Origin of the sequence: Solibacillus ferritrahens (assembly GCF_037027585.1) — a bacterium.
In the GTDB taxonomy this organism is placed as follows: Bacteria; Bacillota; Bacilli; order Bacillales_A; family Planococcaceae; genus Solibacillus; species Solibacillus ferritrahens.
Window position 1 is genome coordinate 196087 of record NZ_JAXCLE010000003.1, and the last position, 20514, is coordinate 216600.

The 20514-nt window shown below is 37.0% G+C and carries 21 protein-coding genes, 1 pseudogene and 1 other annotated feature; of the genes and pseudogenes, 15 read left to right on the forward strand and 7 right to left on the reverse strand.

Features of this window, described 5'->3' with window-relative positions; all coding sequences use genetic code 11:
- The first annotated feature begins 14 nt into the window (after nucleotides 1–14).
- Together SNE38_RS04975 and SNE38_RS04980 are read left to right on the forward strand one after the other, a co-directional pair.
- Entirely contained in the window at nucleotides 15–1247 is a 1233-nt protein-coding gene (locus tag SNE38_RS04975) for a DNA polymerase IV (protein WP_191705120.1), read from the forward strand.
- A gap of 421 nt (nucleotides 1248–1668) precedes the next feature.
- Nucleotides 1669–2145 (forward strand): hypothetical protein, encoded by a 477-nt coding sequence (locus tag SNE38_RS04980; protein ID WP_336045997.1) that lies wholly within the window; start codon nucleotides 1669–1671, stop codon nucleotides 2143–2145.
- 733 nt (nucleotides 2146–2878) lie between these two features.
- On the opposite strand, the gene SNE38_RS04985 is transcribed toward SNE38_RS04980, so the two are convergent.
- A complete protein-coding gene (locus SNE38_RS04985) occupies nucleotides 2879–3379 on the reverse strand; it encodes a nucleoside-diphosphate sugar epimerase (protein WP_336045998.1) in 501 nt (166 codons plus the stop codon).
- Nucleotides 3380–3655: 276 nt separating this feature from the next.
- On the opposite strand from SNE38_RS04985, the pseudogene SNE38_RS04990 reads away from it, so the two are divergent.
- The 4 genes and pseudogenes from SNE38_RS04990 (at nucleotide 3656) to SNE38_RS05005 (ending at nucleotide 8189) form a co-directional block, all read left to right on the forward strand.
- Nucleotides 3656–4725: pseudogene (locus tag SNE38_RS04990) on the forward strand (aldo/keto reductase).
- A 468-nt stretch (nucleotides 4726–5193) separates the two neighbouring features.
- Nucleotides 5194–6678 (forward strand): MFS transporter, encoded by a 1485-nt coding sequence (locus SNE38_RS04995; protein WP_336045999.1) that lies wholly within the window; start codon nucleotides 5194–5196, stop codon nucleotides 6676–6678.
- 122 nt (nucleotides 6679–6800) lie between these two features.
- Nucleotides 6801–7250 (forward strand): protoporphyrinogen oxidase, encoded by a 450-nt coding sequence (locus tag SNE38_RS05000; protein ID WP_191705116.1) that lies wholly within the window; start codon nucleotides 6801–6803, stop codon nucleotides 7248–7250.
- A 3-nt stretch (nucleotides 7251–7253) separates the two neighbouring features.
- On the forward strand, nucleotides 7254–8189 hold the full coding sequence (locus SNE38_RS05005) for a TRM11 family SAM-dependent methyltransferase (RefSeq protein WP_336046000.1): 936 nt from the start codon (nucleotides 7254–7256) through the stop codon (nucleotides 8187–8189).
- A 250-nt stretch (nucleotides 8190–8439) separates the two neighbouring features.
- Here the strand turns inward: SNE38_RS05005 and SNE38_RS05010 are convergent, their stop codons facing one another.
- From SNE38_RS05010 to SNE38_RS05020, 3 genes are all read right to left on the reverse strand, one after another.
- Nucleotides 8440–8715 carry a hydrolase gene (locus tag SNE38_RS05010; protein ID WP_191705114.1) on the reverse strand — a complete coding sequence of 92 codons (276 nt, stop codon included), beginning with the start codon at nucleotides 8713–8715 and terminating at the stop codon, nucleotides 8440–8442.
- Nucleotides 8716–9006: 291 nt separating this feature from the next.
- On the reverse strand, nucleotides 9007–9156 hold the full coding sequence (locus SNE38_RS05015; RefSeq protein WP_191705113.1) for a YjcZ family sporulation protein: 150 nt from the start codon (nucleotides 9154–9156) through the stop codon (nucleotides 9007–9009).
- 162 nt (nucleotides 9157–9318) lie between these two features.
- Entirely contained in the window at nucleotides 9319–9768 is a 450-nt protein-coding gene (locus SNE38_RS05020) for a DinB family protein (protein ID WP_191705112.1), read from the reverse strand.
- A 453-nt stretch (nucleotides 9769–10221) separates the two neighbouring features.
- Here SNE38_RS05020 and SNE38_RS05025 point away from each other — a divergent pair, with 453 nt between their 5' ends.
- The 6 genes from SNE38_RS05025 (at nucleotide 10222) to SNE38_RS05050 (ending at nucleotide 14678) form a co-directional block, all read left to right on the forward strand.
- Entirely contained in the window at nucleotides 10222–10656 is a 435-nt protein-coding gene (locus SNE38_RS05025) for a MarR family winged helix-turn-helix transcriptional regulator (RefSeq protein ID WP_191705111.1), read from the forward strand.
- 40 nt (nucleotides 10657–10696) lie between these two features.
- A complete protein-coding gene (locus SNE38_RS05030; RefSeq protein ID WP_336046001.1) occupies nucleotides 10697–11680 on the forward strand; it encodes a ring-cleaving dioxygenase in 984 nt (327 codons plus the stop codon).
- A 30-nt stretch (nucleotides 11681–11710) separates the two neighbouring features.
- A complete protein-coding gene (locus SNE38_RS05035) occupies nucleotides 11711–12313 on the forward strand; it encodes an alpha/beta hydrolase (RefSeq protein ID WP_336046002.1) in 603 nt (200 codons plus the stop codon).
- Nucleotides 12314–12570: 257 nt separating this feature from the next.
- Nucleotides 12571–13014 carry a hypothetical protein gene (locus SNE38_RS05040; RefSeq protein ID WP_336046003.1) on the forward strand — a complete coding sequence of 148 codons (444 nt, stop codon included), beginning with the start codon at nucleotides 12571–12573 and terminating at the stop codon, nucleotides 13012–13014.
- Between the two features lie 367 nt (nucleotides 13015–13381).
- On the forward strand, nucleotides 13382–14323 hold the full coding sequence (rnz, locus tag SNE38_RS05045) for a ribonuclease Z (protein ID WP_336046004.1): 942 nt from the start codon (nucleotides 13382–13384) through the stop codon (nucleotides 14321–14323).
- A 124-nt stretch (nucleotides 14324–14447) separates the two neighbouring features.
- Entirely contained in the window at nucleotides 14448–14678 is a 231-nt protein-coding gene (locus SNE38_RS05050; RefSeq protein ID WP_191705106.1) for an acyl-phosphate glycerol 3-phosphate acyltransferase, read from the forward strand.
- A gap of 119 nt (nucleotides 14679–14797) precedes the next feature.
- On the opposite strand, the gene SNE38_RS05055 is transcribed toward SNE38_RS05050, so the two are convergent.
- Nucleotides 14798–15304, reverse strand: coding sequence for a TetR/AcrR family transcriptional regulator (locus SNE38_RS05055; RefSeq protein ID WP_336046005.1), 507 nt, complete (start codon nucleotides 15302–15304; stop codon nucleotides 14798–14800).
- A gap of 96 nt (nucleotides 15305–15400) precedes the next feature.
- Between SNE38_RS05055 and SNE38_RS05060 the strand changes: the two genes are divergently transcribed.
- Nucleotides 15401–16222 carry an SDR family oxidoreductase gene (locus SNE38_RS05060; RefSeq protein ID WP_191705104.1) on the forward strand — a complete coding sequence of 274 codons (822 nt, stop codon included), beginning with the start codon at nucleotides 15401–15403 and terminating at the stop codon, nucleotides 16220–16222.
- Between the two features lie 157 nt (nucleotides 16223–16379).
- Here the strand turns inward: SNE38_RS05060 and proC are convergent, their stop codons facing one another.
- The gene (gene proC, locus SNE38_RS05065) at nucleotides 16380–17186 is read right to left on the reverse strand and encodes a pyrroline-5-carboxylate reductase (RefSeq protein ID WP_191705103.1); all 807 of its coding nucleotides are present in this window, start codon (nucleotides 17184–17186) and stop codon (nucleotides 16380–16382) included.
- A gap of 88 nt (nucleotides 17187–17274) precedes the next feature.
- Nucleotides 17275–17486 (reverse strand) — a binding site (T-box leader).
- A gap of 128 nt (nucleotides 17487–17614) precedes the next feature.
- On the opposite strand from proC, the gene SNE38_RS05070 reads away from it, so the two are divergent.
- The gene (locus SNE38_RS05070) at nucleotides 17615–18556 is read left to right on the forward strand and encodes an MBL fold metallo-hydrolase (protein WP_336046006.1); all 942 of its coding nucleotides are present in this window, start codon (nucleotides 17615–17617) and stop codon (nucleotides 18554–18556) included.
- Between the two features lie 194 nt (nucleotides 18557–18750).
- Here SNE38_RS05070 and SNE38_RS05075 read toward each other — a convergent pair whose 3' ends face one another.
- On the reverse strand, nucleotides 18751–19887 hold the full coding sequence (locus SNE38_RS05075) for a site-specific integrase (RefSeq protein WP_336046007.1): 1137 nt from the start codon (nucleotides 19885–19887) through the stop codon (nucleotides 18751–18753).
- Between the two features lie 245 nt (nucleotides 19888–20132).
- Between SNE38_RS05075 and SNE38_RS05080 the strand changes: the two genes are divergently transcribed.
- On the forward strand, nucleotides 20133–20495 hold the full coding sequence (locus SNE38_RS05080) for a cyclic-phosphate processing receiver domain-containing protein (protein ID WP_336046008.1): 363 nt from the start codon (nucleotides 20133–20135) through the stop codon (nucleotides 20493–20495).
- Nucleotides 20496–20514: the final 19 nt, after the last annotated feature.

Consider the following 20514-nt stretch of genomic DNA (forward strand, 5'->3'; position numbering starts at 1 on the left):
TTGGAGGTGGAAAAATGGCAGCCAACATTATTTTCCATTTAGATATGAATAGCTTTTATGCCTCTGTCGAACAGGCGCACAATCCAAGTTTAAAAGGGAAACCAATTGCAGTGGCGGGAAATGTAAAGGAACGTCGCGGTATTATTGTGACGAGTTCCTATGAAGCGCGGGCAAAAGGTATTTATACGACGATGAATGTAGCAGAAGCAAAACGGTTATGTCCTGAGCTGCTATTATTACCACCGGACTTTCCGAAGTACCGGGCAGCTAGTGCAGCGATTTTTTCTATATTACGAAGCTATACTGAAATAGTAGAGCCAGTATCAATTGATGAAGGCTATTTGGATGTAACGGATCTTGCAAAAACTCGGCACCCATTACAAATAGCAGAAGAAATTCAGCAGCGTATATTACATGAGCTCGATTTACCTTGTTCGATCGGCATTGCCCCGAATAAGTTTTTAGCCAAAACGGCATCGAATATGAAAAAGCCAATGGGCATAACGGTTTTAAGAATCAGGGAATTAAAAGAGCAGCTCTGGCCGTTGCCTGTTGTGTCGATGCATGGAGTCGGGGAGAAGACAGCGAAAAAATTAAATTCCCTTCAAATTTTCACAATTGGCGATTTAGCGATTGCGAATGAACGGACTTTATACAAGGAGCTAGGCAAAAACGGGGTCCGCCTGATTAAGCGGGCGAATGGTATAGATAATCGAGCGGTCGATCCAAACTCAATATTCGATACGAAAAGTGTCGGCAACTCGACAACGTTACCGAGGGATGAAAGCGAATATTACATTTTAAAGGAAACGTTTGAGAAATTAAGTAAGAGTGTTGCGGAACGGTTAAAAGTTAAGTACTTAGCTGGAACAACCGTGACGATTCAAATTCGCAATTATGATTGGCAAAATTCATCACGCAGTAAATCGGTTCGTAATGCCGTTCAAAATGCAGATGAAATTTTTGAAATCGCCTGGAAGTTGTTCACGGATTACTGGGATGAAACACCTGTCCGGTTATTGGGCGTTACTGTTTCGAATGTGGTGGATCAATCAGAATTAACGCAACAGCTCAATCTTTTCAATTTCGAGCAGCATATTAAAGACGAGCCGATTGTCCAGTTAGTCGATTTAATTGAAACGAAATTTGGAAAAGGGACGATCAAGCGCGGTGTCCGGGTGAAATCCAAAAGCTACGCCTCGAAAACAAGCTTTAGCAAGGACTTTTTGGATGATCATATGAAGTGAATTTTTAGGGTGGGAACATGAAACATACTAACATTAGTAGTACAAACCAAGACCATGGTTTGTGCTACTATTTTTTTATAGTAGAAGTAAAGAAAAACCAAACTGACACATCCTTTTCGCCACTTTTGAGCACTGGGACTTTAATCGCCACTTCTTTCGCGATATTAGTCACTTCAGTTCACATATTCGCCACTCCCTCCAGCTTATTCGCCACTTCATCATTGATATTCGTCTCTTAACACCATATATTAGTCACTTGCATTTTTATTGTCCACTTCAGTTCACTTATTCGTCACTTAACAATCTATAAATAAAGATAATAATAGATTAGATTAATATTTACCATTTATATTATATTTTGCGATAAACAGGAAATTTAAGTATATGTATATATATTCAAAATAGAGGGGAGCATATATTTATGCAGAAAAAAGTATCTTTATCATTTCTAGTTGCTGTCCTCTTTTTCTCTTTTACATTTGTCGGATTAGGTAATGCGAAGGAGATTAAAATGGTTCCGGATGATGGAAAAAAGAGAATGGCCAATGAATTAGAGTACATTTTTACTGAAATCCTTATAAAAAATGAATCAACAGGTTTTTATGATGTTAATTTGACAGAATTGAATAATTCCAATTACACGGACGCTGAAAAGAATGCATTACTTGCTTATGCCTTTATTCCATTTGGTGGAGTCCAAATGGCTAGTAATGAATTTACAAGATGTTTGGCTGAAGCATTAGATATTAGTCAAAATACAGTGAGCCAGTTAATAAGTTATATTGATCAAGGAGATTATTTCGGTGCTGCAACTGTTCTAGGCACAATGGGAATTATGATAAATCCAGTAGTACTTTTTGTTTTCGCTATGACATGTGGACAAATTCGTGCATCATAAGTTAATTACGGGTATAGTTAGCCTAAAAGGGAGTTTATAACTTTTATGGAAATGCTCGAAAAGATTAATGGTATAGGTTCTCTCTTGTTATTGTTATGTGGTTATGTAATAATTTGGCGACTTAGAAAGATTAAATTGGGAAGAAAGCGAACGGGTTTTGAAAATCTTGTTTTTTATATGGCTAATATAGGCGCAATACTCTACGCTCTCACTTATTTAATGATGACTCTAGAAATAGGTATATGAATTAATAATTCATTTAACGGTCTTTATTCACTAGAAATAAAATATTAAATAACTTTATTTGGGGCCGGGACATAATTAGTTTCAGTTCATTTTAAAAGAGAAATTGCAATAGTAGTGACCCCTTAAAGTTAGAGTTTTTATTATGAGTTAATTGGTTGGTATGGATTCGGTTTTTCACCGTGCTCATGCCAGCCAATTTTAGTTTCAAAAGTTAGGTTTCGTGATTAGACTTGAATGGCTCACTAAATTATTATAGATAAATCCCTGTAGCCTAAATTAATTGTTATAACTCGATTTGCTTCGTCATATTCAACTTTAAATGGATGCAGTGATTATCAATATTAAACATAATTCCCCCCCAATTTCATGACAAGAAAGATTAATAAAAGGTTATTAATTCACTGCAAATTTTGCAAATAAACCAACCTCTCTGTGGGGATCGGTTCGGTTCTACATGAACGTTTCTCTCAGAGATTGAGGCAGGACATTATTTTACTTTTATATTTTCTATATATTGTTCAACATCTTTAAGCAATTGTTTGAATAATAGTTTATTTTTCCTTTTAATATTTATTTTCTTTCTTGCAGACTTTAAAGAGAACTCTTCATGCACGATACAGCTTCTTAAGTTCGCCAATAATTTAGTATTATTTTTAAACGTTAAGTAATCCCCCATTTTCTCCTCTAAATCAAGAATGATATTAATATCGGAAGTATTTTTATATTTACCTTTAAAAATAACTTTATAGATGTCTTTTAACAGTTGTTCAATTAAGGAATATAGCTCAACTGTAAGTGTTGCATATTTCCGATCTCTGCGCCTACCGTAGAATTCTTTTAATTCGTAATCGCTTAATAACTCCACCCATTTATAAGTACCTGAATTATTCGATGTATTTTTTACAACTTGCTGAAATTCTTTTTCAACTAAGTAAAGATCTGCAAATGCATGGTCCTTTAATTTTTTAATTTCTTTCTTTTTACTCATCCGAAACACTCCTTCCATCGATTGTATTTGACAGCAATGAGAGAATTTCATGTAGTCATTACTCCCTGTACAACAATCCACTTATAATTTCTTACCCAAAGATTTGTGCTAATCAACCTTTTTTTCGTTCCCCGATTCGACAAATAAGGAACTTTAAATAGATCGCAATTCTGCAGCTAGATTGTGCCATATATCGTGAAAGGGCAATCTTCTTAGCCATAGAATGTTTTATTTAATGGGGGACGTGGAAAAACACATTGCATAGGAGGAATGGTCATGGATTATAATCTATTTGGCAATTCAGATTTGAAAGTTTCTAAATATGCTTTGGGCACGGTACTGTTCAGTACAAATGGTCTTGAAGATGTGGGGGCTATGGATCAGGCAACTGAGAATTATATGGTGGATTACGCACTTGATCAAGGCATCAACCATTTTAATACAGCAAATATGTATGCGAAAGGTGATGCAGAAGTTATTTTTGGCAAAGCGATCAGAGATAAACGTCATGATATGATCATCAGCAGTAAAACAGGATTTCAGCTGATAGATAAACCAACCGATACAGGTGCTATAATTAACGTTGATTCATCCATAGATGCGCTATTAAAAAGACTTGGTACTGACTATATTGATTTATACTATGTACATTGTTGGGATGGTCAAGTACCGGTTAGCGAAACTGTCCAAGAGATGAATGACTTAATTAAGAAAGGGAAAATTCGCGGGGGGTATCCGATTACAGTGGCTGGGCGCTTGCGAAGACACGTACATGGGCAGTAGAAAATAATATGATACCGCCAATTGCACAGCAAATCTATTACACACCAGAATCACGTGAAGCAGAGTACGAAATTTTGCCGGCCGGTAAAGAATTGGGCATTGCTAATAGTATTAGGTCTCCACTCGGTGAGGGACTACTCACTGGTAAATATACAAGAAATAATAAAGCGGAACTAGCTACAAGACAAGGGAATGGTTGGCCTTAAACATATATTAAAAATCCGGATTTGTTTTATAATCTAGTAGATTTATTACAAGATGTTGCTTCTAAACATAAAGCGACAGTACCGCAAGTTGTTCTAGCATGGTTACGAGATCGACCAAATGTAGATTCAATTGTCTTGTCTGCAAGAACTAAAGAACAGTTGCATGAAAACATTGCATCATATAGCCTAAAATTAACGGACGAAGATATTTCGCAAATTAATGACTTAACAGCACTTGAACCTATTTATCCATTATGGCATCGCGCGATAAATTCATTGGATAGAGCTTCAAATGCAGAAAAGGTGTATATAGATGAATTCGTTAAGTTGATGAATAGCAAGAATCAAAATATATAAAAAAGAAGTAACACATTAAAGAAAACATATAGACGAACAATCTCGAATTTCTTGATATCAACTCGTGATTGTTCAATTTTTCTACACTAAAATTTATTTACATAAGAAGTGAGTGTAAGTGGAGGAGCGGGTGTTCATGCTAACTGGTTCCCTTTACTTGATAATGAGGGGAGAAAGTTGTTCGTAGTGAAGGCGGCGACTCCCAGGGGACAAGCACGCGGGAGAGACTACGGGCTCGAGCCGTGCCCCAGGAAAGCGTCCGCCGTAACGGAGAACAACGGATACGAAGTAGACATTTAATAATGATCACCCCCTGTCCAACTACATTTTATTTTAAATAATGGGAACTTTGTATATCCTATAAAAGTCTAAAATTTGACATTTATATGAGAATAATTTTCATCTAGTTAGGTAACATCGAAATACCCATGCTATAATAGTAGGGATTTCATTCTTCAGGAGGACATAATGGGAATACATCCGATACGTTTTTTACGAATAATGGGCTTACTTGATGGTTTATCGCTCATTACGTTATTATTTATTTCCATGCCATTAAAATACTTTGCTGATTTACCGCAGTTCGTGACGATAAATGGCAGTATTCATGGTGGCATATTTATACTTTATTTAATAGCAATTGCTATTGTTCAATTACGCATTCAGTGGAATATCGGTTGGTCCTTTTTAGCCGTTTTTGTTGCATTTATACCTTTTGGTAATTTTGTTTTCGATTCTAAATTAAAAAAAATGCAGCCGTTATTACATATAAAGCCATTCCCTAAGCAGTGGCTTGTTTATGCTATTATTTTCTTTTCATTCTTTGATCTGTTCGTACAGCTGCCGATTATGAGTACATATGCTTTATCTGTCGGAGCCTCAACGTTTGTTGCAGGGATTGTTGTGGGACTTTACTCATTTATGAATACGTTTGGAAATATATTTTCAGGCATTTATACGGACAAAATTGGAGCGTTTCGAATATTGGTCTTTGGCCTATTTGTTTCTGTAGTATCACTGCTATGCTACCAGCTTGTCGATAATACGACGGTACTATTAATTGTACGTTGTGTTCATGGTTTCAGTAGCGGATTTATAACACCGGCCGCATTTACACTTCTTGCTAATATGCGGGCAACAAATGAACAAGGCAGTGGGAGTGCATTTACGGGCTCATTTGTTGGGATCGCGGCTATTGTTGGACCGGCTTCGAGTGGTATTTTAGCCAGTAAAATCTCAGTGGCAAATGTATTTAGCCTAGTTGCATTATATGGTCTTGTACTATTGATTGGTCTACTACTCTTTTTACGTAAAACACAGTTGCCTAAACGTGAAAAGAAAAAGACTTCCGAAACGCTGCAATGGAACAGTAATTTGTTAAAGGCATATGGTGGGGCCTTCTTCCTCATGTTTTCTCAAGGGGTACTCGCTTACTTGTTGCCGATTTATGTTCAGGATTTAGGATACGGCTCCAGAGTAGCGGGAACATTACTAAGTGTATTCGGTATCGTCGCTGTCCTGATCTTTATATTGCCGACGAACAAAATATTTGATTATCTTAATGCTCAATACACATTATTAATCGGTGTTCTATTAATGGGGATCGCCCAAATCGGTATTGGACTAGCATCCGAAATGACATTGCTATATGGCATTCTTGCTCTATACGGAGTCGGGTTTGCATTTTTATTCCCGTCCATAAATGCGCTCCTAATTGAGGCTACGACGCAGGAAATTCGCGGAAAAGCATATGGTTATTTTTATGCGTTTTTCTCTATTGGCGTAGTTGCTGGATCATCGGTACTAGGTGCATTAAATTTAGTAGGAACACCCGGATTTATGTTTACAGGCGGGATTTTGTTTACGTTCTGTCTCGTTATCATCATTTCATTAATTAAATCAAATAGCTCGTTACTGAAAGTGAGCCGTAAAGAAAATTTACATCAATCATAAAGCTGATGCGCCAAAGTACGTCAAATTTAGACTAAATACTTTCTAATGCGCATTATTCGATTGTCATGTATACTAAACAAGGTGAAATTTACGAGCGAATTATATTTGAAAGGATTTAAAACATGATGAAATTAAATTTAGAAGTATTAGAACGATGCAGTAAAGAAACAGAAGATACAATTACTGCAGAAAGTAGTGCATTTGCATCGACGCCTATTCAGTATTTGAAGGAAAATCAAGGCGAATTTATTTATGTTGAGTGTGCACAGTTTAATGACATCCGAATCGATGCAGTAGCACTTGAATTTGATGATGCATTTAACTTATATACGGCTTTGTTCGGATTAAAATTACAAAAGAAGCACAGCGAAGCAATCCGGGTTTATTTAAAGCAAAATGTTAAATCAGCTCTAGGCAGCAGCAGTGCAGCCTTTTCTGGTCAAGAAGGGCTTTGGGAACTCAATATTGCTGTCGATTGTATAGAAGGCTTCAATGAACAATTATCGATCGAAGAAGTGTGTGAATTACTTTATCAATTTGTTGCGCAATTAAATGAAACTGTTGGAAAATAATCGATGAAGAAGTACTTATATAGCTTTGCCTGGCAAAAAGATGAATATGAACTTTCACGACTGGAAATGCGCACATTTTTTAATTTTCATGTGGAAGGTAATGTTTTAATGAGTCAGAGAAAAGTAGAACCAAGTCGAAGTCCTTATATGCGATTAAGACTTGATATACTATTTGAAGGAAATACGTTTGAACAACTTGTAGAAACTGCTAAGCAGCTGCAGTTAGGAGAACGGACTTTTAAAATTCATTGTTTAAATAATAGTAGAGATGCGATTGAACCCACTTTAAACCGTACGATTCGAAATGAGTATATGCTACAGCTTAGCTATGCGATAGAAGCAGAGCCGGATTTAGAAGAGCCTGATATTGTATTGGGGTTAGCCATTCATGATGGAACCTTTTACTTAGGGGAACTTGTTGCTGGAGAGTCTGTATGGCTGAAGCATATGCAAAAGCCCGAAATGTACTCCACTGCGCTTAGTACGCGTGATGCGCGGGCCATTGTGAATATTGCAGCTCCATATCCGGATGAGTTGAAAATTATTGATCCATGCTGCGGAATTGGTACTGTCTTAGTTGAGGCAATGAGTATGGGCATTAATATCGAAGGACGGGATATGAATAAGCGTGTCGTATGGGGTTCACGTATTAATTTACGCCACTTCGGATATGAACCGAATGTTGAAATCGGGCCAATTGAAGAAGCGGATGAAGGTTATGACGTCGCAATTATTGATATGCCGTACAATTTATTTACACATATATCGAGTGAATTGCAGCAGAGCATTATTACGAATGCACGTAGAATCGCAAAACGCGTTGTCATCGTAACTATCGAAACGATGGATGATAAAATTCATCACGCTAATTTAACGATTAAAGACCGAGCTGTATTGAAAAAAGGGAAGTTCGAGCGTCAGGTTTTAATATGTGAGTAACCGCAGGAGTAGGATTACTATTTGCTTGCTTATTACGAACAAGGCAGTGTTAAAAGTCAAATGACTGATAACACTGCCTTGTTTTTTATAAGGTATCAGTTAACCGAACGGAATACAATACGCTGGTACCTTGATGGTGAGAATTGCCTCACAATAGGTGAACTGGATTATTAAATAATTGAACCAAAGTGTCGAGTAAATCGAATTCAGAAGAAAGGCCACTTTCTTTAAGAAAGTGGCCTACTGAAACTTAGTCTACTTCAATTCGTATAGCATCAATTTTTTGACAGTCTACGATAAGAGTTGAACCACGTTCTGTTGTTGTATCAATAAAGAATGCACAGCAATTATTATGGTCAAATCTTTTAAAAACGACATCTTCTAATATTTGACCTCCTGATAAGAAAACGTCAACTTCTGTACCTTTTCTTAATTCTCTTAATAGGTCACAGATACAACCATTACAACGACCTTTATTATTCCCAGAACTTGATTCACGTCTACAATCATTACAATTACAACCCATTTGTAACACCCCTTTTCTTGTCTGTTTTTGTAAGGCTAGCATTACATTAATAGAATATGATTTGAAAATAAAAAGAGCTAGGTAACGTAACTAGAGAGAATATAGAACTTTTGATAAAGAATTAGTAGGTAAAAGAACTAAATTGTGCAGTAAGTAAGGTGTGAACTAAATATGTATGTGAAGTTAGGATTATAAAAGGATCACTCGGGGGGCAGGGAAGTGATCCTAATTCCAAAATAATATTAAAAAGATGACAAGCTAATTTTTATTGACTGTCATATCTAACACTTACTACTTTTTGTTACTACTTGTTTGCATGAAAGTAGCACCGACAATAACTAGAAGAATGAAAAGTACAACGATTAGAACGAAAGTTGAACTATTGTTATTGCTATAACTGTTGTATCCTCCATAGCAATTGCCATATCCTGAGTAGTCCATGAAAATTCCTCCTTCCCCTCTTATATTATTCTTTTATAGGGGAAAAGGTAGGGCAAAAGAACAGGGACAAATTTTGTGTGTAGCTAATAGATAAAATTTAGATACTAAACATATCGAACAAACTACGCAATAACTAGGGGAGAAATTCCCCTTGTAACGTAATTAAAATAACGGCTTTTGAAAACCATTAATGTGAGCGATAACTGGAATTTGCCCAACATGGTACGCCTCATGCGTGTAAACATGATGAAACAACCAGCTTAAAGTAGGAACAGAAGGTGGTATCCATCCATCAGAAAACTTAGGAACTTCCACTAGTTTATGGAGTTGCGATTGTTCTAAAGTATGTAAAATGTTATCAGTGTAATTTCTAATTTGTATATAGCTATCTAATATTTCTTTAGGGGAGCTTTCATCATCAAGATGTAAAATACAACTCTTTTTCAGCCCGATTTCATTCACCCAATAGTCTTCGCTACTTGAAATATGAGCTATAACCCAAGCTACGTTATTTGGATAGATATCTGATTTTTTAAGCCAAAGTTCCTCATCCAGTGTATTTAGGTAAGGGATTAAAGTTTTTCTAGGATCATTGCGATATGGGAACAGCATGTATATCCATCCTTTCGTTTCAAATGAGAATCTGATAGAGAAATAAGTGCATTAAAAAAGACTCAAGCTTTAGCTCAAGTCAGGAAAAATTATACAAGACCATTATAGCGCGTATGTTCCTATGCGGGCTACTCATTATACAATATATAATTCTATTCGAAGTAAAATTTCCATCAGATGAAACAGCGATTAATTCATTTACAATTTGCCAATCCTTCTTTTTAAGGAGTGGTAAATATGGAGAACAGATTTTTCATTGGCCTATTGAACGGCTTAATTTTAAGCATCATATTATGGACTTCTATTTTTGGCTGGATAAGATTATTATCCGGTTTATTTAAGTAATAGTGGATCGTGAAATAAAATCAATCGTTTGACAGTGTAAGGAATCAATGTTATATTTATCTCGAATTAAAGATAAATGAATTCGTGATAAAGAAGGAGTGAAACTTTATGAGTGAATTTGATAAACAACTAAAAGCATTTACTGTATTACACCGAGCAACGACAGCTGTACATGAAGCAACGAAGAAGGATATTCAGCAAAGTGATTTAAATTTAACGGAGTTTGCTGTAATGGAACTGCTTTATCATAAAGGCGATCAACCTATCCAAGTCATCGGAAAGAAAGTACTAATCGCAAGCAGCAGCATTACTTATGTTGTCGATAAACTTGAAAAGAAAAACTTTATCAAGCGTGTCGCATGTCCAACTGACCGTCGTGTAACATTTGTATCGCTGACAGACGAAGGTACAGAAATGATTGAATCGATATTCCCGTCACACGAGAAAAAGATTGCTTCCATTTTTGATGTTCTGTCAGAGGAAGAATTAGATACGTTGATCGATTGCTTAAAACGTGTCGGACATCATGCAAATACATTATAAAAAATGATATCTCGATTTCGAGAAAACGGAGGAATTACACATGAACCACATTAAAGGAATACACCATGTAACAGCCATTACAAGCAGTGCAGAAAAAAATTACGAATTCTTTACGTATACATTAGGTATGCGTCTTGTGAAGAAAACGGTAAATCAGGATGATATTCAAACATACCACCTGTTTTTCGCGGATGATAAAGGCTCTGCCGGAACAGATATGACATTTTTTGATTTCCCGGGAATCCCAAAAGGCACACATGGTACAGATGAAATTTACAAAACAGCGTTCCGTGTCCCAAATGATGCAGCACTGGATTATTGGGTTAAACGTTTTGATCGATTAAACGTAAAGCATGAAGGTATTAGTACTCTATTTGGCAAACAAGTATTATCATTTGTTGATTTCGATGATCAACAGTACATGCTTATTTCGGATGAAAAAAATGAAGGCATCGCATCAGGTACGCCATGGCAAAAAGGACCGATTCCATTGGAGTTTGCAATAACAGGCTTAGGACCGATTCATATCCGGGTTTCACAATTTGATTATTTCAAAGAGGTACTCGAAAAAGTAATGGTGATGCGTGAAGTTCAGAAGGATGGTTCATTGCACTTATTTGAAGTTGGTGAAGGTGGCAATGGGGCATCTGTCATCGTCGAGCACAATACAGAGCTAGCACCGGGACGTCAAGGCTTTGGTACGGTTCACCATGCTGCATTCCGATTAGAAAATACGGAAGTACTGCATGAATGGACAAAACGTTTGGAAGGCTTTGGTTTCGGTACATCAGGCTATGTTGACCGTTTCTTCTTTGAATCGCTTTATGCGCGTGTAGCACCTGGCATTTTATTCGAGTGGGCTACTGACGGACCAGGATTTATGGGAGATGAGCCGTATGAAACAGTTGGGGAATCGCTATCATTACCACCGTTTTTAGAAAGCAAACGTCAATATATTGAAAGCGTTGTTCGTCCGATTGATACAGTACGCTCAACTAAAACAATTGAAAAAGAGTATGAATAGTTTCTACTATATAAGAAAGGAGAATGGACTATGAACTATATTTTTAATAAAGGAAAAAGTGATAAGCCTGTATTGTTACTGCTGCATGGCACAGGTGGAGATGAAAACAGCCTACTTGCACTGGCAGAAATCATTGATCCGGAAGCATCTGTATTAAGTGTACGGGGCAATGTGCTGGAACAGGGGATGCCACGATTTTTCCGCCGTTTAGCAGAAGGTGTTTTTGATATGGAAGATTTAGCATTCCGTACGAAGGAACTCTATGAATTTCTCGACAAAAAAGCTGCAGATTACGAGTTTGATCGCAACAATATTATTGCAATCGGTTATTCGAACGGTGCCAACATCGCAGCAAACTTGTTGTTTGAATATGAAAATGCATTAAAGGGTGCCATTCTGCATCATCCAATGGTGCCAAACCGTGAAACGACTGTTGCCAAACAGGACGGCACACTAGTCTTTATCGCAGCAGGCATCAATGACCCAATTTGCCCACAGCAAGAAGCAACCGATTTAGAGCGTTACTTAAAAAATGCAGGTGCTCATGTAACATTGACGTGGGAATCAAATGGCCACCAGCTTACGATGAGTGAAGTGCAAAAGGCAAAAGCTTGGTATGATCAAACGTTTTAGGAAATAAAGAGGACCCTTTCTGATATAGATATCAGGAAGGGTCTATATTTTTATGTATAGGTAAATATTGAAATTTATAGTTTAAAATATGACCAGCCAAAAATAATTTACGGTCGCAATATTTGTATTTTAGTTCCATATAATTGAAAAATATAATAAACTATAGAGCTTCATGTCTTATGACTAGAGGTAGCTATAGACGGTTATTAAATAAAATTGTAAATTACTGGTATAACATTGAATAGGAGGATGAACTATTGCTAAAGAAAATAAAAATAATTGAGGACAGAAAAGCATTTATTTTAGCTATTGGTTTATTAATTATAATCTGGATTTTTTTCAGTAATTATTGGCATTATCCATCTCCGCCGATTGATTCACTCACTGCAAAGGAGGTTATTCGTATTTTAGAGGAAGAAGATTCTGAGAGCGGGCTTATGAAAATCGCTACTGAAAATGATTTTGATTGGTATATATGTAAGGGTATTAGCTGTATAGATGAGGAAATATTTTTCCCGCTTTCAGATAGAGGTTGGCATAAACAAGGATCAATTGATAAACAAGATTATTATGTCCAAACTTTCACTAAAGATCAATTTGCAGGTAACCTAGGCACTACTCTCAAAATAGAAGTATACTACAGTTGGTTGGGAAAGGAAGATGTATTTTTTTTGAAAATACCTCAAGATGTTGAATTTTAGTTACGAGGTGCTTCATATGACCATGGAAGGAAGAGGGGGTTATAAATAAATAACCGGAGGAATTCCCCTTATTTGAAAAATTATTGGTTTTTTCATGAAAATAAGGGTAAAAATTTCCCTTATGTAGTGTGTATCCCCACTTTTTTATTGCTTTTTAGGGTAATAAGCGGAAATTCTCCCCTTATTTCGGGTGTTTTTTGAGCAATTTCGAAAATAAGCGGAATTCTTCCGTCTATTTTTCCGCAAGCTCTATCTATTACCGTGCCAATTTATACTTTGCATTAATTTATTTGCAACCTATAATAAAAACAACGATAGTAAAAGCTTCTACATGAGGCAAACTATACTCGTGTTAGGAGGAAAAGACATGCAAATACAGTTTTTGGGTACCGGTGCTGGAATGCCGTCAAAAGAACGCAATACGAGTTCCATTGCATTCAAACTTTTGGAAGAACGAGGATCAATTTGGTTGTTTGATTGTGGGGAAGCGACACAGCACCAAATTTTGCATACATCAATAAAACCGCGGAAAATCGATAAAATTTTTATTACGCATTTACACGGTGACCATATATTTGGACTACCCGGTTTTTTAAGTTCCCGGTCCTTTTTAGGTGGGGAGGGTCTGTTAACAATTTACGGGCCAGCTGGTTTAAAACAATGGATTGAACAAACATTACAATTATCGAAAACTCATTTAACCTATCCAGTCGAATTTGTTGAAGTAACAGAGGGAATCATATTTGAAGATGAGAAATTTACCGTCCATGCACTGCCGCTTCAGCATGTCGTCCCATGCTTCGGCTATCGGATTGAACAAAAGCCGATGCAAGGCGAGCTACTGATTGAAAAAGCGTTAGCATACGGGGTGCCAAAAGGTCCGTTATTAGGCAAATTAAAAGCAGGTCATTCCGTACAATTAGAGGATGGAACGATTGTTGAAAGCAGTGATGTGACGTCACCCCCGCAGCAAGGATTTACCGTGGCGATTTTAGGGGATACAAAGTATTGCGAAAACAGTATCCGGTTAGCACAGAATGCGGATGTTATGGTACATGAAGCGACGTTTGACCATTCGACAATCGAACTTGCCGCCCAGTACGGACATGCGACGAATACAGAAGCAGCTAAAATTGCAAAAAAGGCACAAGCAAAACATCTGCTGTTGAATCATATTAGCGCCCGTTTCCTGAAGCATGATTTAATCCCGTTTTTAGAAGAAGCTAAAGCGATCTTCGAAAACAGCTATCTAGCGAATGATTTCAGCCAGTATGAGTGGCGGAAAAATGAACTGATGGAAATTGAATAAGCAAATTTATATTGAGGCGTATAGTAAATGCTAGAGTATTTACTATACGCCTCTTTACTTATTTGAGAAAAATCTGGTCATTTACAGAAATAATTCGCTATAATGGAGAAAAGGGGGATGAATGATGCAGCAACCGACAATTTCACCGAAAGTATTACGATTGCTAGTTATTTTTCCAAATGTAATGAGTTATATTTTATTATTTGGAGTAGTCGTCTACATACGTACCAACCTAGATATGCTTAAGGCAACAGATAGCTTAAATACGTGGCTGATTATTGCCGCAGTATTAGGTCCGATTTCTTTGTATACGACATTCAGTATTGTGAAGCGAATTAAGAATGGAATGTTGTAAAAGATTACGGTTCCCATAAGGGATGAAAACAATTAAATTATTAATCATATTTCTAAACACTCAGTCATTATTTAAACTGAGTGTTTTTAATATTTAGCTTAAACTGGTGAATCAATCTATTAAATATTTACTTTTGAAGCCCAATTTGTGAAACCGATTTTCATTAATTTTTCGGCAGCTTCACTTGGACTAATGAGGAAGTCATGTTCTACCCAATTTTTTAAGAAGCCAATTGTGCCGAAACTTGCAAAAATGGCATAATCTAAATCGTTATAAACGTGCATTAAATAGTTGCTCAGTTCAATGGAAAGATGATGAAAATCGAGTGTATCTTGTAATGCATGTTGATAATAAGAGCGGTATTTAATAATGTGTTGACACAGGTTGAGAGTAGTTGTACTACTGAATTCATGAGGATTTTTTATTTCATAATGCATGAAAAATTCCCTGTGAATCTGCTGTTTTACATACAAATGGAGCTGCTCTCGATTGTCGAAATGGGTGTAAAAGGAAGAGCGTGATGTATTAGCAACTAGAACAATTTGTTTTACTGAAACCTGGGTAGGGAGATGTTGATGAAGGAGTTGCAAATAAGCTTCCTGAAACGTGTTTTTTAATGATTTCAAATGTGACACTCCTCGGACATTTTCACTTGAAATGTCTGAATTATATTAAATGAATGCGGTTACAATTAAAATATAAAAGTATAGGAGGTATGTCAAATGACAAATCAAGTTTATGTAATTACAGGTGGTTCTGGTGGAATGGGTAAAGCGACTGCTGAACTCGTAGGGAAATACGGTACAGTATTACTTGCAGATATTTCTGAGGAGCGTTTAGAAGCAACAAAACAGGAGTTAGCTTCAAAAGGGATTACGGACGTTCATTATCAAACAGTTGATATTACTTCTAAAGAAAATGTAGATGCTTTAGCAGCAAAAACGAAACAACTAGGTACATTAAAAGGTTTAGTACATACAGCAGGGATTTCTCCCACTATGGGTGATGCAAAGAAAATTTTAGATGTTAACCTAACAGGAACAATTAATGTATTAAATGCATTTTATCCGCTAGCAACTGAAGGTACATCTGCAGTTATTATTTCATCTATGAGTGGCTATATGGTACCCCCACAAGGACCTCATATGGAAGTAATCCGCAATCCATTTGGTGAAAATACTGTCGAAACGCTAGAGCAATTCTCTCAAGGGAATTCTGGCGCAGCATATACGTTTTCTAAATTAGCTGTACAAGTAATTGCTGAAGATCAGGCTTGGCATTGGGGTGAAAAAGGCGCACGTATTAATTCACTTTCTCCAGGGACGATCAATACATCAATGGGTCGCCAAGAGGCAAAGCAGTCTGAGCAAATGGCACAATTACTTGCGATTACACCATTAAAAAGGGAAGGGGAAGCACGTGAAATTGCAACGGCTGTTGAATTCTTATTGAGCGATGCAGCTTCTTACATTACAGGTATCGATTTACGTGTAGATGGCGGAACAGTGCCAAACTTACGTAAAGTACAAGCAGCCCAACGATAATATATTCTTTTAAAAATGTTCATAAAGAAGAGCTTGGGTGCAAAAATACCTCAAGCTCTTTTGCATACAAACTATTTTCATTTGCTATTATATTAATTGCCATGTCCGATACGATTTTGTTTAGCATGTGATTTATCAAACGTTCGAATTAAGTTTTTTACTCCCCGCGCGCCAATTCTCTAGACCGGTTTTCTGCGCTTCTGACACAGTTTGCAATTGTCTCGTTAAAGGACATCGATTCCAGTGCTTTAATCCCAGCCTCTGTCGTTCCACCTGGACTCGTTACTTTTTTGCGCAGTATTTGCGGTTCGACATTACCGGATTTCAGCATTTCCGCTGATCCCGCAATCGTCTGAACCATTAGTTCCCGTACAATTTCCTTTGACAAACCATATTCAGCCCCAGCCTGTTCAAATGCTTCAACCAAATAGTATAAATAGGCAGGACCACTTCCGGAAAGCGCTGTAACGGCATGAAGCTTTTCTTCCTCAACTTCAATGACAATGCCGACCGCTTCAAGCATTTGAATATAAAGTGCATGCTGAACAGTTGTGACGTGTTTATTGAATGCTATACCTGAAGCAGACATTCCAATAGTTGCGGAAGTGTTTGGCATGACACGAGCAATTGGTCGGCTGCCGAGATATTGTTCGATCGTCTCAATGCTTACGCCAGCCAGTACGGATAAAATCGCGGTATCAGCACCTAAATGTGGTGCAATTACCTCCATTGCAGCGCGGGCATCTTTTGGCTTCATCGCTAAAATAACGAGATCAGCATCGTGCAGCTGCGAAATATCCTCCATTAGGTTGACATTATAGGCTTCAACAAGCTCCTGTAAGCGTTCTTTATTGGATCGATTGGATATGAACAGAGCCTTTGGGTTAACGACACTCTTTTTGATCCATCCATGAATGAGCGCTTCTGCCATGGAACCAGCACCGATAAATATAATCTTTTGCATATTGTATCCCTCCGATTTTTAAATGCGATTCCTGTAAACGTTAAGATTTTTTTATGAACATAAAAAAAGCATCTTCATCCCTACAATCAGTAAGGACGAAAATGCATTGATTTCCGCGGTACCACCTTTATTCACACATAATGTGTGCAGCTTCAGCCTTTTTATCGCAAAGGGTACGGTTATGTTGTCATAACGGCTCAAAAGGAGGTTCGATTATTTCAGCGGGTTATGCCGATTTCAGCAAAGACGGCACTCTCTAAAACCTTAAAATAATGTACTTAGCTTTCTCATTGCCTGTAAATTTCGAATTATCAAAAATTATAGTGGTGTATTGAAAAACTGTCAACCTTTAACGTGACGAATAAGAAAAAAAGAGTTAAAATAAATGAATAGTCATTCAGAACGAGCAAGCCAAAGGGGATTAAAACATGGAAGTACATAAAATTGTTATACCAACACCATATGCAGTAGGGGATGTAAATGCTTTTCTAGTAAAAGGAGATGCCCTCACTTTATTCGATGCAGGACCAAAAACAGAAGAAGCATATGAGGCGATCAAATGGGGTCTACGCAGTGCAGGTTATGATTTGAAAGATGTGGAACAGGTCGTATTAACTCATCATCACCCGGACCATGCAGGATGGATTGATGCATTTCCTGGCGCGGAAGTGTTAGGTCATGAATATGTCGATTACTGGATGAAAAAGGAACCATCATTTCTACAGTATCATGAGCAGTTTTTTAAAAAGCTATTAAAAGAGCAAGGTGTACCTGAAAAATATGTGAACCGTATTTTACACGTAAAAGGGGAAATCGAGCTGTTCGGTACGATTCCGCTAACAGGTTATTTAAAAGAAGGGGATGAAGTGCCAGGCCACCCAGGGATGAAAGTATACGAGACACCAGGCCATGCACAAAGCCATTTAATTTTCGTCGATGAGCAGACGAGAGAATGTATCGGCGGAGATTTACTACTGGAACGCACATCTTCCAATCCATTAGTCGAGCCACCAATTGATTTATCGATGGAACGTCCTAAATCTCTTCTGCAGTACAATGAATCACTAAAACGCCTGAAAAACTTAGGGATTTCAAAAGTGTACTCAGGACACGGTGGGGAACTTACACAAATTGAACCCCTCATCGATGAGCGTTTGGAAAAACAAAGACAGCGCGCTTTCAAAGTATATGGACTGCTTGATAAGCCGCAAACCAACTTTGAAATGACGACCCAATTATTTGAACGGATCTATCAGCAGCAATTAGGCCTGACACTGAGTGAGACGTTAGGACAGTTTGATTATTTGGTGGATCAGGGAATGGTTGAGATTGAGGAGCGGGATGGGATTCAGTATTATAAAAAACGTTGATTTATTCTCTTTGTATTTAATGGAGTTTTTGGACGCGGGTTCGACTCCCACCGTCTCCATACTTATATTTTCTAGAGTTGTCTAGAGTGGTCAAAACCCTTGTATATCAAGGGTTTTTTCTATTTTTATTGTACTGAGCTTTCTGGGGTTTTCAGCATAAACTGGCTATAAAACTGGTCACTTTTGGGTCAAAATCATGAGTGTAAGTACGTCACAAACTTATTAATCGTGTCATTTTTTGCACGCTTTGATAGATGCGTATAAATGTTGAGCGTTGTTTGCACATCTGTATGTCCTAATCGTTCTTGTACTTCTTTGACACTTGCACCTGCTTCGAAAAGTAAAGAGCAATGCACATGACGAAATGAGTGGACATGTGTATAGGGCAAGCCGTAAGTTTCGATGATTTTCATGAGCCATTTTCTGGGAACCGTTTGTTGCAATAAGCCATTTTGTTCGTTTGTAAACACTAATTGACTTTTGTCATTCGCCTTTGGAAATTTAGCTTGCTGAATCCTTTTCCATTCAGATAAGATGCCGCATGTTTCATCATCGATTAAAAGCTGGCGTGAAGTATCGGTTTTCGTTGATTTAATATAGAGCTTGTTATTTTTACCTCTCGAAAGAGCTTTTGTAATAAACAATTCCTTTGTATCGAAATTTAAATCTGCCCAGGTTAATGCAAGTGCCTCACCTTTACGGATACCTGAAAATGAAAGCAGATAGAAAAATGCGGTGATTTGAGCGTTACCATATTGCTTTAAACATTGTAGAAAGTAAATTAGCTGCTCCTTTGAATAGTAGTTAACCTCAGTATCTAATACAGTAGAAGCTTTGGTTTTTGGAAGATCCACTAGCTTGAAGGGATTAGAACTGATGTACTCACGCTTAATTGCAAAATCTATCACTTTAGATGCGTATGTTTTAACCATTCGAAACCTTTTTAGTTTCAAGGAACAGTCATCAACAAAGCTTTGGCATATTGCTACACTCAGCTTCTCTATTCGGTAGTGACCTATTGCAGGTAAAATATGATGCTTGAAAATGCCAAGAGTTTTGACAAAGGTACTTTCTTCAACAGTTCTTTCGTAGTGCTGAATCCAGACATTATATATATCCTCGTATGTTTCAGTTTTAGGCTTCTTATATTCCCCATTCTTAACTTCAACTCTTAATTGAGCTAATGCTAAGGTAGCTTCTTTTTTCGTTAGAAAACCACGTCTAGTAACGTGAATTTGTTTGCCTGTTTCGCTATCCATTCCTAAATAAAGTTTAAACATATAGTAGGTTTTGCCATCTTTTTTTGTATACGATTTAATATTGTCTTTCATAGAAATGCCTCCTAGAACCATACAGGGAAACTAGGGGTACAGTTAATGCTGCGATTAACTATATTGTAAGTATAGCGTATAAAAAATGGTTTCCCAATAAATAAACTTCCTTTATTTTGAGAGCGTTTAATGGAGAAATAATGGTGATAGCAAAAAGGCTATTTGTAATTAGTGGTTGTATATTTGCAAAATCCTTTATTACACTACACAATTGAAACAAACAGTGCATTAAGGATGTGATTATTTTGGATACACAAAAGATAAATCTTTATGTGGATGATTTAAGAGATTGTCCGAATGGTTTTGTCGTTGCAAGAACGTTTCAAGAAGCAATTCACTTACTTGAAAATTACCAAGTAGATATACTTTCTCTTGACCATGATTTAGGAGAGGATCTACAAGGTAATCTATTGCCAACAGGTTATGATTTAGTAAAATATATTTGTGAAAAAGGGTTACGGGCAAGCAAAATATATATTCATACGGACAACCCTGTTGGTAGAGAGAATATGTATCAAACGTTGCATGGGGCAAAGCGAAGAGGTTTCATTGATTCAGATATTGAAATTTATCACTATTCTATTACTGAAAATAAATATACCGAATGAAGTAATACTTCAAAAATTT

Coding starts and splice junctions, on each gene's coding strand:
- SNE38_RS04975 (WP_191705120.1), top strand. CDS start 15: ATGGCAGCCAACATTATTTTCCATTTAGATATGAATAGCTTTTATGCC.
- SNE38_RS04980 (WP_336045997.1), top strand. CDS start 1,669: ATGCAGAAAAAAGTATCTTTATCATTTCTAGTTGCTGTCCTCTTTTTC.
- SNE38_RS04985 (WP_336045998.1), bottom strand. CDS start 3,379: ATGAGTAAAAAGAAAGAAATTAAAAAATTAAAGGACCATGCATTTGCA.
- SNE38_RS04995 (WP_336045999.1), top strand. CDS start 5,194: ATGGGAATACATCCGATACGTTTTTTACGAATAATGGGCTTACTTGAT.
- SNE38_RS05000 (WP_191705116.1), top strand. CDS start 6,801: ATGATGAAATTAAATTTAGAAGTATTAGAACGATGCAGTAAAGAAACA.
- SNE38_RS05005 (WP_336046000.1), top strand. CDS start 7,254: ATGAAGAAGTACTTATATAGCTTTGCCTGGCAAAAAGATGAATATGAA.
- SNE38_RS05010 (WP_191705114.1), bottom strand. CDS start 8,715: ATGGGTTGTAATTGTAATGATTGTAGACGTGAATCAAGTTCTGGGAAT.
- SNE38_RS05015 (WP_191705113.1), bottom strand. CDS start 9,156: ATGGACTACTCAGGATATGGCAATTGCTATGGAGGATACAACAGTTAT.
- SNE38_RS05020 (WP_191705112.1), bottom strand. CDS start 9,768: ATGCTGTTCCCATATCGCAATGATCCTAGAAAAACTTTAATCCCTTAC.
- SNE38_RS05025 (WP_191705111.1), top strand. CDS start 10,222: ATGAGTGAATTTGATAAACAACTAAAAGCATTTACTGTATTACACCGA.
- SNE38_RS05030 (WP_336046001.1), top strand. CDS start 10,697: ATGAACCACATTAAAGGAATACACCATGTAACAGCCATTACAAGCAGT.
- SNE38_RS05035 (WP_336046002.1), top strand. CDS start 11,711: ATGAACTATATTTTTAATAAAGGAAAAAGTGATAAGCCTGTATTGTTA.
- rnz (WP_336046004.1), top strand. CDS start 13,382: ATGCAAATACAGTTTTTGGGTACCGGTGCTGGAATGCCGTCAAAAGAA.
- SNE38_RS05050 (WP_191705106.1), top strand. CDS start 14,448: ATGCAGCAACCGACAATTTCACCGAAAGTATTACGATTGCTAGTTATT.
- SNE38_RS05060 (WP_191705104.1), top strand. CDS start 15,401: ATGACAAATCAAGTTTATGTAATTACAGGTGGTTCTGGTGGAATGGGT.
- proC (WP_191705103.1), bottom strand. CDS start 17,186: ATGCAAAAGATTATATTTATCGGTGCTGGTTCCATGGCAGAAGCGCTC.
- SNE38_RS05070 (WP_336046006.1), top strand. CDS start 17,615: ATGGAAGTACATAAAATTGTTATACCAACACCATATGCAGTAGGGGAT.
- SNE38_RS05075 (WP_336046007.1), bottom strand. CDS start 19,887: ATGAAAGACAATATTAAATCGTATACAAAAAAAGATGGCAAAACCTAC.